The 15,387-nt window shown below is 74.1% G+C and carries 14 protein-coding genes; 1 reads left to right on the forward strand and 13 read right to left on the reverse strand.

What is annotated here, in order from left to right:
• Positions 1–163: 163 nt before the first annotated feature.
• The 11 genes from ACSNOK_RS20230 to ACSNOK_RS20280 all read right to left on the reverse strand — a co-directional run bounded on the left by ACSNOK_RS20230 (position 164) and on the right by ACSNOK_RS20280 (position 12,398).
• Entirely contained in the window at positions 164–1,102 is a 939-nt protein-coding gene (locus ACSNOK_RS20230; protein ID WP_436782134.1) for a nuclease, read from the reverse strand.
• A 307-nt stretch (positions 1,103–1,409) separates the two neighbouring features.
• Positions 1,410–2,636 (reverse strand): beta-ketoacyl-[acyl-carrier-protein] synthase family protein, encoded by a 1,227-nt coding sequence (locus ACSNOK_RS20235; protein ID WP_436782135.1) that lies wholly within the window; start codon positions 2,634–2,636, stop codon positions 1,410–1,412.
• On the reverse strand, positions 2,633–2,884 hold the full coding sequence (locus ACSNOK_RS20240) for an acyl carrier protein (protein ID WP_436782136.1): 252 nt from the start codon (positions 2,882–2,884) through the stop codon (positions 2,633–2,635). The genes ACSNOK_RS20235 and ACSNOK_RS20240 overlap by 4 nt, the downstream gene beginning before the upstream one ends.
• Before the next feature lie 229 nt (positions 2,885–3,113).
• Positions 3,114–4,004: an alpha/beta fold hydrolase gene (locus ACSNOK_RS20245; RefSeq protein ID WP_436782137.1), complete on the reverse strand. Its 891-nt coding sequence runs from the start codon at positions 4,002–4,004 to the stop codon at positions 3,114–3,116.
• 61 nt (positions 4,005–4,065) lie between these two features.
• A complete protein-coding gene (locus ACSNOK_RS20250) occupies positions 4,066–5,301 on the reverse strand; it encodes a beta-ketoacyl-[acyl-carrier-protein] synthase family protein (protein ID WP_436782138.1) in 1,236 nt (411 codons plus the stop codon).
• Positions 5,298–5,531: an acyl carrier protein gene (locus tag ACSNOK_RS20255; protein WP_436782139.1), complete on the reverse strand. Its 234-nt coding sequence runs from the start codon at positions 5,529–5,531 to the stop codon at positions 5,298–5,300. Before ACSNOK_RS20255 ends, ACSNOK_RS20250 begins: the two co-directional genes overlap by 4 nt.
• Before the next feature lie 129 nt (positions 5,532–5,660).
• Positions 5,661–7,910, reverse strand: a complete 2,250-nt coding sequence (locus tag ACSNOK_RS20260) for an MMPL family transporter (protein WP_436782140.1) — start codon at positions 7,908–7,910, stop codon at positions 5,661–5,663.
• 149 nt (positions 7,911–8,059) lie between these two features.
• On the reverse strand, positions 8,060–8,905 hold the full coding sequence (locus tag ACSNOK_RS20265; protein ID WP_436782141.1) for an SAM-dependent methyltransferase: 846 nt from the start codon (positions 8,903–8,905) through the stop codon (positions 8,060–8,062).
• A 112-nt stretch (positions 8,906–9,017) separates the two neighbouring features.
• Positions 9,018–10,772 carry a thiamine pyrophosphate-binding protein gene (locus ACSNOK_RS20270; protein ID WP_436782142.1) on the reverse strand — a complete coding sequence of 585 codons (1,755 nt, stop codon included), beginning with the start codon at positions 10,770–10,772 and terminating at the stop codon, positions 9,018–9,020.
• Between the two features lie 165 nt (positions 10,773–10,937).
• The gene (locus ACSNOK_RS20275; RefSeq protein WP_436782143.1) at positions 10,938–12,032 is read right to left on the reverse strand and encodes a 3-oxoacyl-ACP synthase III family protein; all 1,095 of its coding nucleotides are present in this window, start codon (positions 12,030–12,032) and stop codon (positions 10,938–10,940) included.
• A gap of 120 nt (positions 12,033–12,152) precedes the next feature.
• Positions 12,153–12,398, reverse strand: coding sequence for a phosphopantetheine-binding protein (locus ACSNOK_RS20280; protein WP_436782144.1), 246 nt, complete (start codon positions 12,396–12,398; stop codon positions 12,153–12,155).
• 799 nt (positions 12,399–13,197) lie between these two features.
• On the opposite strand from ACSNOK_RS20280, the gene ACSNOK_RS20285 reads away from it, so the two are divergent.
• Positions 13,198–13,584, forward strand: coding sequence for a hypothetical protein (locus tag ACSNOK_RS20285; protein WP_436782145.1), 387 nt, complete (start codon positions 13,198–13,200; stop codon positions 13,582–13,584).
• A 131-nt stretch (positions 13,585–13,715) separates the two neighbouring features.
• Here ACSNOK_RS20285 and ACSNOK_RS20290 read toward each other — a convergent pair whose 3' ends face one another.
• Together ACSNOK_RS20290 and ACSNOK_RS20295 are read right to left on the reverse strand one after the other, a co-directional pair.
• The gene (locus tag ACSNOK_RS20290; protein WP_436782146.1) at positions 13,716–14,579 is read right to left on the reverse strand and encodes an alpha/beta fold hydrolase; all 864 of its coding nucleotides are present in this window, start codon (positions 14,577–14,579) and stop codon (positions 13,716–13,718) included.
• On the reverse strand, positions 14,576–15,211 hold the full coding sequence (locus ACSNOK_RS20295; protein WP_436782147.1) for a TetR/AcrR family transcriptional regulator: 636 nt from the start codon (positions 15,209–15,211) through the stop codon (positions 14,576–14,578). Before ACSNOK_RS20295 ends, ACSNOK_RS20290 begins: the two co-directional genes overlap by 4 nt.
• Positions 15,212–15,387 lie beyond the last annotated feature (176 nt).

The raw sequence follows: 15,387 nt of genomic DNA on the forward strand, positions 1-15,387 counted from the left end.
GTGCTGGGGGTGCCTGGGGTGGCGGTGCTCATGACGCTCTCCTGTCCGCGATGCCGACCGCGCTGGGGCGGATGTGCATCAGTGTGGTGCGGGGGTACGGAGAGCGCGATTACCCGGGAGGTAACGGCCGGACCAGGCGGGGCCGCCCGTCACCGTCCGCCCGTCACCGCTCCCGCCGCCCGCCCCCCAACTCCCGCGACGGGACCAGGTTGAGCCGCCCGATCGCCTCGTTGACGTCGTGCGGCCAGAACCACAGCCGGTACACCGGCGGCACCCGGAAATAGTCCTCGGGGCCGAAGAGTTCGCGGGTGCGCAGGTCGGCACAGTAGCGCTGCCGCCAGGAAAAGGACTCGCCGGGACGCAGCGGCTTGCCGTCGACGATCTTCCGCGTCACCGTGTGCAGCTTCTCCAAGGCCCGGTACTCGTACCCCAGGAGACCGGCCGGCTCCTTCCAGATCCCCTTCTTCCCCTTCACGGCCTTGTCGGCGGCCTCCAGGGTCAGCGGAAGGTCGAGCTCCCCGGGAATGGAGGGATAGATGACGAACGTCGCGGCCCAGCCGGAGGCGATGAGGTCGAGATTGAAGGTGGAGCGCTGCCGCCGGGTGAGCACGGCCCGTTCCTCCTTCGAGTAGTCGGGTGCGACGTAGGCCAGCAGGCGGTGGTGGTCGTCGAACGGCGCGTCGGCCGTGCGCACGAAGATCTTCCGCGGCTTGTCACGCGGTGGCGCGCCCTCCGGAATGCCCTCGATCAACCGCTTGTTGATGTTGTCCGTGTTGAACCGCGCGGCCTCCGTGCCCTGTTCGAACTGAAGGGTGCCGGCCCGGCCGGTCCGGATCTTCGGCAGCAGGAACTCGGCGAGGTCGGCCGAGATGGGCGCCTTCCCCTCCTCGATCCACCCGGCCAGCTCCGCGAACTTCTCGTCCACGTGCGCGGCGCCCTTGGCGGACTTCGCCGTCACCTCGGGAGTGTCGACGGACAACATGCGAACGGGCATCCGGATGTTCGGCGTATCGCCGTCATGCACGTCGACCAGCGCGTCCGACCCCAGGGAGGGCATGGACTCCCCGGCCGGTGACCACAGGACCTGAACAGGGTCGATCACGGCTTCCGTCCTTCCCGGACACAGGACTCGACACGGGCCCGGACGCCGGCCCGCACACCGGGCGGCGGCCCGCGCACAGCGTCACACCACCCCTCCGGCACCGCAACAAAAGGCGCTCCTGTGGGTGAAGGGAGAGAGCCCGAACGGCAGAGACGGACGGACCGGACCCGGGCAACCGCGCCGGTTTCCCGCCCCGTCCGCGCCCTCGTCCTCACCCCGCGACCGCCCGTACCCGGCCCCCCCGGGCCGCCACCCGGGCCGGGTACGAGCCACCGCGGCAGGCCGAGCGGTCCGGCCGCCGCCCCGTTCAGGGCTTGGTGAGAACCAGTACCGCGTTGTGCCCGCCGAACCCGAAGGAGTGGCTGACGGCCGCGCGCACCCGCTGGCGACGGGCCCGTCGGGTGACGCAGTCGATGCCGAACTCCGGAGCGGGTTCAGTGAGGTTGGCGACGGGCGGTACCCGCTGGTGGTGGATGGTCAGTGTCACCAGGGCGGCCTCGATGGCGCCGGCGGCGCCGAGGGTGTGGCCGAGAACCCCTTTCGGGGCGGTGACGCTGGGGTGGTGCGGCAGGACGCGGGAGATGAGCGCCGCTTCCGTTCTGTCGTTGGTGCGTGTGGAGGTTCCGTGCGCGTTGACGTGGTCGACGTCGGCGGGGGCGAGTCCCGCCTCGTCGAGGGCGGCTCGCAGGGCCCGTTCGGCTCCCGCCGCGTTCTCGGGCTGGGCGGTGGGGTGGTGGGCGTCGGAGGTGGCGGCGCACCCGGCGAGCAGGGCCCGGGGGCGCCGGCCTCGGGCGCGGGCGTCCGCGGCCCGTTCCAGGACCAGGACGCCCGCGCCTTCGGCGATGACGAAGCCGTCACGGTCGGCGGCGAAGGGCCGGGAGGCGGCGGCCACGTCGTCACCGCGGGTGGACAGGGCGCCGGTGCGGTGGAAACCCGTCACCGTCAGGGGGCTGGCGCACGCCTCCGTGCCACCGGCGACCGCGATGTCGCACGCGTCGCGGAGGAGCAGGTCGCGGGCGGTGGCCAGCGCGGTCGCCCCGGACGCGCAGGCGGTGGAGACGCACAGACTCGGGCCCCGGACACCGAGGTCGATGGAGACCTCGCCCGCGGCCATGTTGGGGAGGAAGTGGACGACGGCCAACGGGGACACCAGGTCGGCGCCCCGGGCCGCCAGCCGCCGGTGCTGCTTCTCCCACTCCCAGGTGCCGCCCAGGCCACAGCCGACGACAACGGCCACGCGTGCGCCGTCCCACGCGTCCGGGGCGAACCCGGCGTCCCGGACGGCTTCCCGGGCGGCGAGGACGGCCAGCGCGGCGAAACGGCCCATGCGCCACGACTTGCGGCCGCCCATCCGGTGGCGCGGGTCGTCCAGGTCGGGCACGCGGCAGGAGAAGTCCACCGGCAGGCCGGCCAGCCGCGGGTCGCGGCCGGCGGTCGGTGTGCCGGCCAGGACCCCCTTCCACGTGGCTTCGCGGTCCCGGCCCGCGGCGGTGACCAGACCGATGCCGGTGACGGCGATCTCGGCCCGGGTCATGGCGTCGTGGTCCCGCTGTCGAGGAGGGCTTCCAGCGACGCGGACAGCTGGGCGATGGTGGAGGACTTGGCGAACACGTCGGCGGGAGGCTTGACGCCGAGGCGCTCCTGCAGGGCGAGCGCGAACTCGGCCAGGGCCAGGGAGTCGAGGTCGAGCGAGTCCAGGGTCGCCTGGGGGCGGACGGCTTCGGCGGGAACCTCGAAGCCGTCGGTGAGAACACGGTGGATCACCGTGGCGACGTTGGGCATGGGAACCTTCCTCCAGGACAGGGATGACGCGAGGGGGACCGGGCAGCGGCCCCCTCAGGGGAGGGCACGGCCGGCCGCGGGCCGGCCCGGTGCGATGGGTGGGTGCGGCCCCGGGACGGGCGTCCCGGGGCCGAGCGTCGGGACGTGCGTGTCAGGGCACGAGCGTCATGAGGTGAGCGCCGGGGGTGAGGCCGTGTGAGCGCCGGAGTGCACGCCCCTCACGCCCTCGTCACGCCTCGCCCGGACCCCCCTCGCCCGGCCGGTGCGCGCGCCGGGAGGCGTGGCGCGGGCGGGCGGGATCCGTGAAGTGCCGCAGCGCGAGCCCGGCCACCGCCGCCGGGCGCTCCAGCAGAACCCAGTGGTCGGCGGAGTCCAGGACGACGAAGGAGCTGTCCTCGATGCCCGAGGCGAAGGCGCGCTGCTGCTCCGCGGGGGTCAACGTGTCGTGCGCACCGCTGAACACCAGCGTGGGCACACCCTTCAGACCACCCTCGGCGACGGCGAGCTCCGGGTGGTCGAACGACCGTTGGATGACGTCCCTCGCGCCGGGAACCCGCAGGCGCTCGATCACGGTCCGCCGCACGTAGCGGTAGACCAGCTCGCGCCGGGGTATCGGTGTCCCCGGGTCCATGCAGAGCATGCTCTCGGTCCACAAGGACGCGAACTCCTCCTCCTGGCCCGAGGAGAGCAGGGCCGACAGCTGTCGTGCGCGAAGACGCTGCGCCGGGCTGACGGCGGTCGGCACGGCGCCCAGCATCAGCCGCGCGACCCGCCGCGGGTGGCGCAGGGCGTACCGGTGAGCGACGACGGAACCGTAGGAGTACCCGAACAGGTTGATCCGCTCCGGTCCCAGTGTGTCCACGACCTGTTCGACCGCGCGGCACAGCACGGCGGGCGAGGGGTGCGCGGCAGGTGCCCTCATGCCGTCACGGGCGGAGCCCACGGTGACGACGTCGGCCACCGGGGTCAGCACCTTCTCCATGGGGGTCCAGTCGTACATGCCCTGGAACACGCCGCCCAGGAGCAGGGTCGGGTGGCTCCGCGCCGCGGGCCCGCGCAGCACGCGGCAGGCGTACGGCAGGCCGTCCACGGTCAGCGAGTGGATGGTCTCGTCCGGCATCGTTCTCCCTCTGTCGTCAGACCGGTGTCGTCAGGCCGGCGGGGTGTTCCGTCGGCGGGGTTCAGGGCCGGGTGAGGACCAGCGCCGCGGCGAATCCCCCGAAGCCCATGGCGGTCTTCACCGCGCAGTCCAGCCGTGCGGAGCGGGCGGTCCGGGCGACGACCCGGCCCCGGACGCACGGGTCCAGGGACGTGAGGTTGGCGGTGGGCGGCACGACCTGGTCGCGCAGGGCCAGTACGGTCAGTGCCGTCTCGATTCCTCCCGCCGCGCCCAGGGTGTGTCCGGTCACGCCCTTGCTGGAGGTGATCAGGGGGTTCTCGCCGCAGACGCGGGCGAGCACCCGGCTTTCCACCAGGTCGTTCATGGGGGTCGAGGTGCCGTGGGCGTTGACGTGGTCCACCTCGGCGCCGCCGACGCCCGCGTCGGTGAGGGCGGCGCGCAGCGCGCGTTCCAGGGCGGCACCGTCGTCGGTGGGGGCCACGGTCGCCTCGGGGTCCATGGCGGCGCCGTAACCGCTGAGGTGCGCGAGGACCCGCGCCCCACGGGCCCGGGCGTGCCGGGGATGCTCCAGGACCAGGATGCCGGCGCCCTCGCCGGGGACGAAGCCGTCCCGGTCGGCGTCGAAGGGCCGGCTGGCGGACGCCGGGTCGTCGCGGCGGGTGGACAGGGCCTTGAGCCGGCAGGCGCCGGCGATCAGCAGCCGGCAGATGACGGCCTCGGCACCGCCGGTGACCACGATGTCGCACTGTCCCGTGCGCAGGAGGCGGTGGGCGGTGCCGATGGCGTGGGTGCCGGAGGAGCAGGCCGTGGCCACCGTGAAACCGGGACCGGAGGCGTGCAGGTCCCGGGTGACACTGTCGGTGGCTCCCGTGACGGGCGTGAGCAGAGGGGTCTTGGGGGAGACGCTTCCGGTCGCCGTCAACTGGGCGTGCTGCTCGTCGTAGAAGGGCAGGCCGCCGTGGGCGTTGCCGAGGACGACGCCCACCCGGGTGCCGTCCCACTCGCGGCTGTCCAGGCCCGCGTCGGCGACCGCTTCCCGGGCGGCGACCACGGCGAACCGGGCGAACCGGTCCATGAGCCGGCAGGCGGCCACACCGAGCTGCGGGGTGATGACGTCGGCGTCGACGGTGTAGGCGAAGTCGCACGGCAGGCCCCGGAGCGCGGGGTGCGGCCCGACGCCGGCCGGTGTCCCCTTCAGCACCGCCTTCCAGGTCCGGGAGGCGTCGGGCCCGGCCGCCGTCACCATTCCGACGCCCGTCACCGCGGCGCGGAACGGATCCCGCGGAAGCCCGCTCACCGCGCCGCCCTCGCGCTCACCACGTCCACGAGGTGGGCCAGGGTGTCCCGTGACGTGATCTGGACGTCCTCCAGGTCGATGGCCAGCCGGTGCTCGATGATCATGCGGAACTCCTCCAGGGCGAGGGAGTCCATCCGCAGTTCGTGCAGGGCGGTGTCCGCCGGGACCGCCAGCGCGTCGACACCGAAGTTCCGGCGCAGCACCTCGTGGACCTGTTGTGTGGCGTTCATGCGACCTCCTTGCCGGTCACGCCCTTCGCGTCGGCTCGTTCCAGGGCGGAGTCCGCCTCGGCGAAGGGCTGTTGACGGTGGTGTAAGGGCTGTTGACGTGGTGTGCGGGGCGCCGCCGTCGCTCCGGTCTCACGGCCCCGGGCGGGGTTGTTCGCCGCTCCTGCCGTAGGGAGCGCGGCGCCGCGTGGCCCAGGCGGGCGCCCACCAGTTGGCGCGGCCGGTGAGCGCCATGACGGCCGGTACGAGGACACCGCGGACGAGGGTGGCGTCGAGGACGACGGCGGCCATGAGGCTCACCCCCATGACCCTGAGGCCGGCCACCGAGGACGCGGCCAGGGCCGTCATGGCCAGGGCGACGACCAGCGCGGCGGCGGTGACGAGACGTCCGGTCCGGGCGACACCGAGCACGACGGCCCGGTCGTTGCCGTGGCCGTCCCGGTAGGCGTCCTGGATCCGGGAGAGCAGGAAGACCTCGTAGTCCAGGCACAGTCCCCAGGCGATGGCGGCCGTGGTCATCAGCACGCCGATGTCGAGGAGCCCCGGCACGGATTCCGGGTCCGCCAGGAAGGGGACGGCGCCGTCCTGGAAGACGTACACGGCGATGCCGAGGCCGGCGGCGAGGCCGGCCGCGCTGAGCACGAGTGCCTTGAAGGGGATCAGCACGCCGGCCGTGAAGGCGAAGACCAGCAGCAGGGTTCCCGCGGCGACGATGCCCAGGGCCCAGGGGAGCCGGGCGCCGACGGCCGCCTTGGTGTCGGCGAGCAGGGCGGTGTTCCCGGTGACGAGGCGGGGGCCGGGGGCGGCGACGGCCCGCACGCGGTCGAGCACACCGGACGCCGCCGGGGCCGCGGGCCCGAGGTCGGTATCCACCACCACGCAGGTACCCGCCGTGCGCCGGGCGGCCCGGCCGCAGGCCGCCGGGCCGTCGCCGGTCCGGCCGCCGCGGTGGTAGCGCCCGGTGGTGGCGGCGACGGCGGTGACGTGCGGCAGGGCGGACAGCCGTAGCGCGTAGGAGTGGACGGCGGGCGCGTCGCGCGTCGCGTCCGTCCGCGGAAGGACGACCGTCAGACGGCTGTCGACGCGGCTGGAGAAGGTACGGCCGATGGTGGCGGCGGTGGCCCGCACCTCGGTGCCGGGCGGCAGGACGCGTTCGTCGGCGAAGCCGAAACGCGCGTGGCCCAGGGGCAGCGCCAAGAGCACGAGGACCGCCAGGCAGGCACCCCCCAGCAGCAGGGGGTGGCGCGTGCTCAGCAGGGCGACGCGCAGCCAGCCGCGGCTCAGCACCCCGCGCGGCCCCCTCCGCAGGACGGACCACGCGCCGCGGCTCCCCTTCGCGCGCCGGGCGGTGGGGAGCGCGGGCGGGATACGGCGGACGGCCGCGTGGAGCAGGGCGGGCAGGAGGACGACCGAGGCCAGTCCGGACGCCAGGACCACGACGATGCCCGCCCAGGCCATCGACCGGACGAAGTCGACGGGGAAGACCAGCAGCGCGGACAGGCACGCCGCGACGGTGACGGCCGAGAACAGCACCGTCCGGCCGGCCGTCGCCATGCACGCGGCCACGGCGTCACGCGGCGACGGCCGGCCGGCCAGTTCCTCCCGGTAGCGGGTGACGATCAGGAGACCGTAGTCGACGGCCAGGCTGACCCCCAGCGCCACGGCGAAGTTCGGGGCGAAGGGCGCGACGCCGAAGGACGAGAAGGTGGCCAGGAGCCTCAGGACCGCGAGCGTGCCCACGATGGCCGCGAGGGCGGGAACGAGCAGCAGCAGCGCGGCCGTCCAGGAACCGAACATGATGCCGAGGACGGCGAGTGCCGCGGGAAGGACGGCCGACTCCGCGACCAGCAGGTCGTGCCGGCTCCGCTCGGTGACCTGTCGTGCCAGCTCCAGGGGGCCGGTGACCTGGAGGCGCAGGGGCGTGTCCCGGGAACGCAGGCGCGGCAGCAGCGCCTTGGCGTGCCGGACGCCCTCCGCGTCGTCCCCGGCGAACTCCACGAGGATCAGCGCGCTGTGCCGGTCGCGGGAACGCAGTGCCGGGTCGCCGGTGGTCCAGTAGGACCGTGCGGCCGAGACCCCGGGCGCACGGCCGACGCGCCGGGTCAGTTCGGTCCCCGCCGCACGGAGGGCGGGGGTGTCCACGTCCCGGGCCGTCCCCGCCGACGCCAGCACACTCAGACCGGGGGAGCCGATGTGGAAGCGGTCGGCCAGCAGGGCCCGTCCCCGCTCGGCCTGCGTTCCCCGGGCCCAGTAGTCGCTGTGGCCCAGCCGGGACCACAGACCGGCGGAGACGAGCGACAGCGCGACCACCGCCAGCGCGGCGACGGCCAGGACCGGGCGGTGACGCCGGTGGATCCGTAGTGCGACACGTGACAGGCACACGGCCTCTTCCCCTCTGCGTCGGACCCTCTGCATCGGAAACGGACGGGAGAAGCACCTCGGGGCGCACGGGCGCGGCACTCGCGGGTGCGGGAACACCGGTGTCCGGCGGTGTCCCCGCACCCGCCGGCCTCAGGCCGTACCCCTCGGCCTCAGCCGACGGAGCGCACGGCCGTCAGCAGCAGGTAGCCGACGCCGGATGCCGTCCCCAGCGGTGCCGGGTCGACGGCGTCGACCAGAACGCTGCCGAAGCGCCGGTACAGCGCGGTGCGTTCCTCCGCGATCCGGGCGGACAGCGCCCGGACGGTCTGCGACAGGCAGTTGTCCGAGATGTCGAGCACCTCCTCGACCAGGAACCCGGCCTCGGCGACCGTCCGCGCGTACTCCTCCCCGGACGGGGCGGGGGCGGCCAGGAACCGCTGCCGGCAGGCCCGCGGCGTCTCGCCCCGGGCGTCGCCGGGCTGCCGGCGGTCGAAGAAGTCCGTGAGCACCAGCCGCCTGCCCGGCCGCAGCACCCTGGCCAGCTCCATGAGGACCCGCGGCCGGTCGGGCATGTGCAGGAGCGAATCGATGGCCATCACCGCGTCGAAGGACGCGTCGGGGAAGCGCAGCGCGGCGGCGTCCGCCCACCGGATCTCGATCCGGTGGTCCAAGGACGAGGCGAGGACCGCCGCCTCGGCGCGCCGGACCTCCTCCTCGCTGACGGTGACCCCGACGACGACGGCGCCCGTCGTCCGGTGCAGTCTGACGGCGGGGCCGCCGATCCCGCAGCCCAGGTCGAGGGCGCGGTCGCCGGGCGCCAGGCCCAGCCGCTCCGTCACCAGGTCGGTGAGCTGGTCGGCGGCGCGGCCGAAGGGCGTGTCGGCGACGTCCTGTCCCGGGCGCCAGTACCCCAGGTGCAGGCTGTCGCCCATGACGGCGTGGCCGAGACCGGCCAGGACGTCGTAGAGCCGCCCGACGCGCCGCGCGGTGACGACAGGGGGCCGGTTCACCGTCATCGTCCGTCTCCTTCCGTCGGCGAGGCGATCCTTCGGCGCGGCCGGGCCGCGCGCGCCGCCCGCCCCCGTGCCACCGGGCGGGCACCGGTCCCGGAACCGCGCGGTGCCCCGCTCACGGGCGCGGCGCTTCCGCGCGTCCGGCACCCCGGACGCGCACGCCGGGGTTGTGGCGGATGTCCAGCACGGCCGGGCCCGGCCGTTTCATGAGTTGCTGGACGAGCTGGGGCGTGATCTCGCCGGCCCGGTTGATCCGCCGGCCGGGAACGCCGTGGGCCTGGGCCCAGGCCACGAAGTTGACCGGGGGCGCCGACCAGGGAACGGCACGGCCGAACCGCTCCCGGCAGTCGTGGTGGACCGTGTCGCGGCGGGCGTCGTTGAACACGGCGAACAGGACGGGCAGCCGGTGCCGGACGGCGACGAGGATCTCCGAACCGCACATCCGCATGCCGTCGTCACCGCAGACGCACACCACCGGCCGGGAGGGGTCGCCGAGGGCGCGCCCGATGGCGGACCCGATGCCCGATCCCACGCTGCCCGGGCCCGAGTGGACGCCGAAGGCCTGGGGATCGCGCGCGGTGAGGTAGTGCAGGGCGAACAGCATGTGCTCGCCGACGTCGGTGACGAAGCGGGCCCGGGGACCCACGGCGTCCTGCAGGTCCCGCAGGACACGGTGCGGGGCGACGGGATACGTGCAGTCGGTGGCGTGGCCCGGGACGTCGAACGGGCTGTCCCGGACGGCCTGCCGCCGGACGTCGTGGGCACCGCGGTGCCTCAGCCCCAGCCGCAGGGCGGTCTCGCACACGTGCCCGCTGAAGAGCCCGGCGTCCGCCACCACCGCGGTCGTCGCCCGCGCCGAGCGGGAGAGGACCCGCGGGTCCGCGTCGACGTGGATCAGCTTGCCGCCGGGAGCCACCAGCGGCGTCGGGCCGGCCGAGCGGTCGTCCAGGTCCGTGCCGAGGACCAGCGCCACGTCGACACCCTCGGAGACGTAGCGGCGCGCCCACCGGGAGCCGGCCGTCCCGCAGCCGCGCAGCGAGAGCGGGTGGAGCTCGTCGATCACCCCCTTGGCGCGCGGCGTGGTGGCGAAGGGGACGTCGAGCGTCTCCACCAGCTGCCGGACCAGCCGGGCACCGGGCGCCGCGCCCGCTCCCACGACCACCAGGGGCCGTCCGGCGGCGGCGAGCGCCTCCGCGGTGGCGGCCGCGGCGTCGAGCAGCCCCCGGTCGGGCGGCGGGGCCGCCGGCCGCCCGCGGTGGACGGCGGTGGCGGGAGCGGCGGCACCGGCGACGTCCGCGGGGACCACGAGCAGGGCGGGCCCCGGTGCGCCCGGCCCGGTCGCCGCCTCGTGGACCTCGGCGGCGCAGGCGACGGCGCACGCCGGATGCGTCAGACGGACCCGGGCCCGGGTCAGGGTCCCGTACAACCGGCCGGCGTCCGGGCCGTCGCCGACCGTGTCCCGCGAGACCTCGCCGGGGGTTCCCCGGCCCGCGTCGCCGCAGACGAGGACGAGCGGCACGTTCTCGCGGTGGGCCGCCGCCACACCGGTGACGGCGTTGGTGGCCCCCGGACCCGCGGCGAACAGCACGCAGGGGACCCGGCCGGTGGTGCTCCGGAAGCCCATGGCGGAGAACACGGCGGTGGTCTCGTGCCGGGACTCGATCAGCCGTGCCCCGGCGTGGCGGAGCACGGCGTCGACGACGGGCAGGGCGGGGCCGCCGGGTACGCCGAAGAAGGTGGTGACACCGCTGCGGACGAGGAAGTCGACGATGCGGTCGGCGGCGGTGGCCGCGTCGGCGTCGGCAGGGGACGGGGAAACGCCGCGGGGCGGCGGAGCGTCGGTGTTCTTCTTGCCGGTGATGGCGGTCATGGGCGTCCTCTCCGTAGAGGCCGGCGGCTGGTGCCACCGGCCGTGGGACGGGTGCCGCTTCCGAGCCGGAGGCGGTCGTGGGGGCCCTGGGTCCGTGCGGCGAGCCGGACGATGGGGCCTGGCACGGCGCCCGGACGCGCGGACGCTTCCGGGCGACCGGGCCCGTCACCACCGCACGGCCGCCGCGGCGTACACGAACCCGGCGCCGCCCGTGGCGGCCAGGACCCTGGTGCCGTCGTGGACCCTGCCTTCGCTCAGGGCCCGGTACCAGCTCACGGCGATGTCGACGGGCCCGACGTTGGCGTAGTCGTCGTAGGTGTGGAACAACGCGCCGTCAGGGATGTCCAGTTCCTCGCTCAGGTAGGCCGGCACCCAGGCGGCGGACTGCTGGGGGACGAACAGCGCGACGTCCTTGACGCTCCAGCGCGCGCCGGCCAGCACGCTCGCGGTCACCACTCGCAGACGCCGCCCGAGCGTTTTCAGGACGGCCGGTTGCAGGGTGTGGTCGAACGTCAGTCGTAACCGCCACTGTGCCGCGTGCCCGTCCCGCTCGGGTCCCGCCCCCTGCTTCCGGGCGGCGGTGGCGGTGGCCGAGTGCGACGAACCGTCGGCGCTCCAGGCCGTCACGATCCGCGCCCCCGGCTTGTGGCCGACGACGAACGCGACCGCCATGTCACCGAGCCCCAGGAACGCGCTGACCCCCGGGTCGTTGACACGGCTGAACGCGCACGACTGGACGCACAGGACGTACTCGGCGACCCCGGCGCGGATGAGGGAGGGCGCGGTGGTCAGGTGCGCGATCGGACCGGCGCAGGCCCCGTCGAGCGCCCAGGTGGCCGTAGCCCGCAGGCCCAGCCGGTGGCCCAGGAGGGCCGCGTTGGTCGGGTACGGGCTGTCGGGAACGGTCGACTGCACCAGGAGCGCGCCGATACGGCCGGTGGGCGTCCCGGCGTGCCGCAGGGCTTCGTCGGCGGCCTCCGCCTCGGCCGCCGAGACGGGCACATCGGCGGGGAGCACCCGGCGGCGCACCGCACCGCGGAACGGGGCCCGCGTCGCGCGGCGGGCCGCGGCGAGGGTCCGGGGGTACCGTGCCGCCGGCAGGGTCAGGCCGAGCAGCCGGAAGGTGCCGTCCCGGTCGAACGTGCCGCTCCAGGGATCGTCGACGGCTCTTCCGGACGCGGTCGGGGGCGCCTGGGCGTGGGGGACGGCGGGGCCGTGCCACATTCCCATGCCGAGGATGCCGATGTCTTCGATCATCATGGACGTGTCCCTTCGCCAGAGGCTACGGAACCCGAACGGGCGGACCACCGCGCGCCGTTGAGGGAGCGTTGAGGGAACGGAGCGGCGTCGTGCCCGCTCGGATCAAGGCGGCCCGGGCCGTCATGGGTCGTCGCCCGATCGCGGTCGCACCCGTCGGGCCACGTCCCCGAGAGTGGCTCGCGGAGAGCGGAAGACCTCGTCCGGCAGCCGGACGCCGGAGTCGCCTTCGATGATGAGACCGAATTCCGCGAGAGAAAGCGAATCCAACGCGAGGCTGGACAGTGCAACGCCCTCTCCGATATCCTCTAAATCGATACCGAAATGGCGAGTGAGCAGCCTGGTGAGGCGGTCGAAGTAGTCGGTCACCAAACCTCCTCAAAATGGAAGGTTTTATTTCCTGAGCTCGCGTCCAGGAAACCGTGACAGGGTGCAGAAACCTCTTTTCTCTGCTGTCTCGCGTGCGACGCCCGAAGGTGTCACCGCAAGAGAGGACTGTCTGAGCGGGCTCGATCTCCGGACTTTGCCGATCGGGTCGAAGCCGCGGATTCTCGGGCCGCTGCGGCCTTCGGATCGGCCGCCCCGCGCCAACGGGACGGTGGAGTCGGCAGCCGCGTGTATCAGACATCGCGCAGTAACTGGTGCGGTCGCCGTTTTCCCAGAACTCCGGCCGCACCAGGCATTTCCTAGACCCATTAAAAAGGCTACGCGGTAATCATGAAAAGGAGAAGCGCCCCAAGCTCACTATGGAAAGATCGCTTAATATGATTATCTCTTGTCATATTATTACGCCTTTTCATTTTATTGACGATGGCTTGATTGCGATGCGCATGCGTACGAAGGCATGTGAAAGGCGAGCCTCAAAGTGAGCCAAGGGTGCTCGGTGGTCCCGCACCGCACCGGCCGGCGGCACCGCGGAGCGCACGGCAGTCCGCCGGTCGAATACCCGGCCCCTTCGGGGCGGTCAGGCCGGAAACCGCCGGCGCTGGACTCCTGTGCGCACCGTACTCCGTCGAATACGTGCACCCATGCGCTCCCGCACTCCTCTTGCCGCCGACTCGCTTCCCACCGGGGCGGGCACGGCGCTCCGACGGGCGGGCCCCGCCGGAAAGTGCCGCCGATGCCGGGCCGGACGGCCGCATGCGACGATCGCGCCATGGAGAGTGCCATGGACAGGCCCGGTCCCGCGTTCCGCCGACGCCTGCTGCTCGACGCCCTGGCCCTGCTCGCGGCCGACGCCTCCGAGCAGATCGCCTGGCTGACCGAACACGGGGTGGCCGCGGACGAGATCGCCCTGGACTTCGACCACGCCTTCGGCATGGCCGGGGCCCTGGCGGGGGAGGGGTGGCTCGGCCGGAGCGTCCTGCGTGACCTGCGGGAGATCGACGGCGTCCTCCGCGCGATGAGCGGTACGGGGAACGCCGACCGGTGGGAGAGGGACGCGCCGGCCGTCGACGAGGGGTGGGACCGGGTCCGGCGAGCGGCCCGCCGCGTACTGGTGGCGGAGTTGGGTGACTGGCGACGACCCCTGCCGCGGATCACCGTCATCAGGTGACGGACCGCACGGTCCCGGCCGGCCCTTTGCCGGTCGACCTCCCTCGTGCCGCCGCCGTCCCGCCGGTCCCAACAGTGCCCGCCCGTCGACCACTTGACGCGCCCGCCCCGCGCCCGTGCCGCGGAACTCCGTCACGCGATCCCTTCCAGGAACGGGACGATCGCGTCGACGAAGTGCTCGTTCCGGTCCCCGGCCACCATGTGGCCCGCGTCGGCCACGTCGACGCGCCGTGCCCGGGGAACGCTGTCGCAGAACTCCTCGGCGATGTCCGCGCCCACCACGTCGCTGTTGCCGCCGCGGACGAGCAGGATCGGCACGTCGGCCCGGCGGGCGGCGTCGAGGAGGCGTTCGGCCATGCCGGGTGGGTCCATCCGGCCCGCGAAGCTGTCGGGCATCCGGGGATCCCAGTGCCAGACCCAGCGGTCGCCCTGGCGGCGCAGGTTCTTCCGCATCCCCTCGGCTCCCGGGTCGTCCCGGCGAGTGCGGTGCGGCAGGTAGGCCGAGACCGCCTCGGCGGCTTCGTCGAGGTCGGCGAAGCCCTCCGGCCGGTGGCGCATGAACTCCGCGACCCGGCGGGCGCCTTGGGGATCGGGCCGGTGGGCGACATCGACGAGCACCAGCGCGCGGACCGCCGCCCGCGGTGCCTCGCCCGCGGCCAGCAGCGAACTCAGGCCGCCGAGCGAGGCGCCGACGAGCACCGGCCGGTCGCCGAGTTCGGCGACGAGCGCCCGGACGTCGTCGGCGAACAGGCCGAGGCCGTAGTCGCCGTCGGCCGACCAGCCGCTGGCACCGTGGCCCCGCAGGTCCGGGGCGACGGCCCGCCACCCCAGCGCGGCCAGTCGGGGACCGGCCCCGTGCCAGGCGTGCCGCGTCTGGCCTCCGCCGTGCAGCAGGAGGACGGGCGGCGAGGGCGCCTCGCCCCACACGTCCGCCACGAGCGGGATCCCGCCGTGGCCCGCGAACGTCCCGGACCACGGCGGCGGTTCGGCCGTCATACCGGGTCCCGGGTGCGCAGCGGCGTGAGGAACGAGTCACGGCAGGGGGCCGCGGCCGCCGCCGCGAAGGCGACGTCCAGGGCGAACAGGCACCGCGCGAGGAACCGGTCGTCGTCGATCAGGGCGGCGACCCACTGATGCAGCGCGCCCAGGCACGAGGTGGCGACGACGGTGGCCAACGCGTCCGTGTCGACGTCGGCGCGCAGGAGACCCCGCGTCCGCGCGTCCGCCATCGCCCGGCTGAGCCGGGTGAGCGGACTGTGGTGGAACGCCAGGCCGCCGGCCTCCCATTCGCGCACCATGCGACGTGATACGAGCGGGTCGCCCACGAACAACCGGACGGTCGACTTGACGACCTCCCGTGCGTCCCGCCGCGGGTCGACCGTGCCCGGCGCCGCCAGGCGGCGTTCGAGCGCGGCCATGAAGTCGGCGGCGAGCGCCTCCCAGATCTTGTCGCGCGGCCCGATCAGGTTGTACACGGTGGCCGGGGCGACCCCCGCCCGCCGGGCGATCCGCTCGGCACTGATCACCGATTCCGGGCTCTCCCGGAGGAGTTCGCGGGTCGCGTCGAGGATCCGGTGGCGCCGCTGGGCCTTGTGCCGTTCCCGCAGGCCCCCTTCGACCGGCCGCATACGCCCACACTCCTTCACGGAAACTTGGAGAGCTCTCCAAGTTCCCGCGCCGCCGCCGTACGCGGTCAAGCGTCGCGCGCACGCCCCTCGGCCCACGGTGCGGCGGGATGTCCGGTTCGGCGCGTCGACCGCCGTTCCGCCCCCGCCGCACGCCCGTTCCTCCTCCAGGCGAGCCG

The organism is Streptomyces sp. URMC 126 (genome assembly GCF_051386555.1).
In the GTDB taxonomy this organism is placed as follows: Bacteria; Actinomycetota; Actinomycetes; order Streptomycetales; family Streptomycetaceae; genus Streptomyces.

What these genes read in the sequence shown, in the direction of transcription:
- ACSNOK_RS20240 (WP_436782136.1), bottom strand. Translation starts at nt 2,884, where the DNA reads ATGCCCAACGTCGCCACGGTGATCCACCGTGTTCTCACCGACGGCTTC.
- ACSNOK_RS20285 (WP_436782145.1), top strand. Translation starts at nt 13,198, where the DNA reads ATGGACAGGCCCGGTCCCGCGTTCCGCCGACGCCTGCTGCTCGACGCC.
- ACSNOK_RS20270 (WP_436782142.1), bottom strand. Translation starts at nt 10,772, where the DNA reads ATGACCGCCATCACCGGCAAGAAGAACACCGACGCTCCGCCGCCCCGC.
- ACSNOK_RS20290 (WP_436782146.1), bottom strand. Translation starts at nt 14,579, where the DNA reads ATGACGGCCGAACCGCCGCCGTGGTCCGGGACGTTCGCGGGCCACGGC.
- ACSNOK_RS20245 (WP_436782137.1), bottom strand. Translation starts at nt 4,004, where the DNA reads ATGCCGGACGAGACCATCCACTCGCTGACCGTGGACGGCCTGCCGTAC.
- ACSNOK_RS20265 (WP_436782141.1), bottom strand. Translation starts at nt 8,905, where the DNA reads ATGACGGTGAACCGGCCCCCTGTCGTCACCGCGCGGCGCGTCGGGCGG.
- ACSNOK_RS20275 (WP_436782143.1), bottom strand. Translation starts at nt 12,032, where the DNA reads ATGATGATCGAAGACATCGGCATCCTCGGCATGGGAATGTGGCACGGC.
- ACSNOK_RS20255 (WP_436782139.1), bottom strand. Translation starts at nt 5,531, where the DNA reads ATGAACGCCACACAACAGGTCCACGAGGTGCTGCGCCGGAACTTCGGT.
- ACSNOK_RS20235 (WP_436782135.1), bottom strand. Translation starts at nt 2,636, where the DNA reads ATGACCCGGGCCGAGATCGCCGTCACCGGCATCGGTCTGGTCACCGCC.
- ACSNOK_RS20295 (WP_436782147.1), bottom strand. Translation starts at nt 15,211, where the DNA reads ATGCGGCCGGTCGAAGGGGGCCTGCGGGAACGGCACAAGGCCCAGCGG.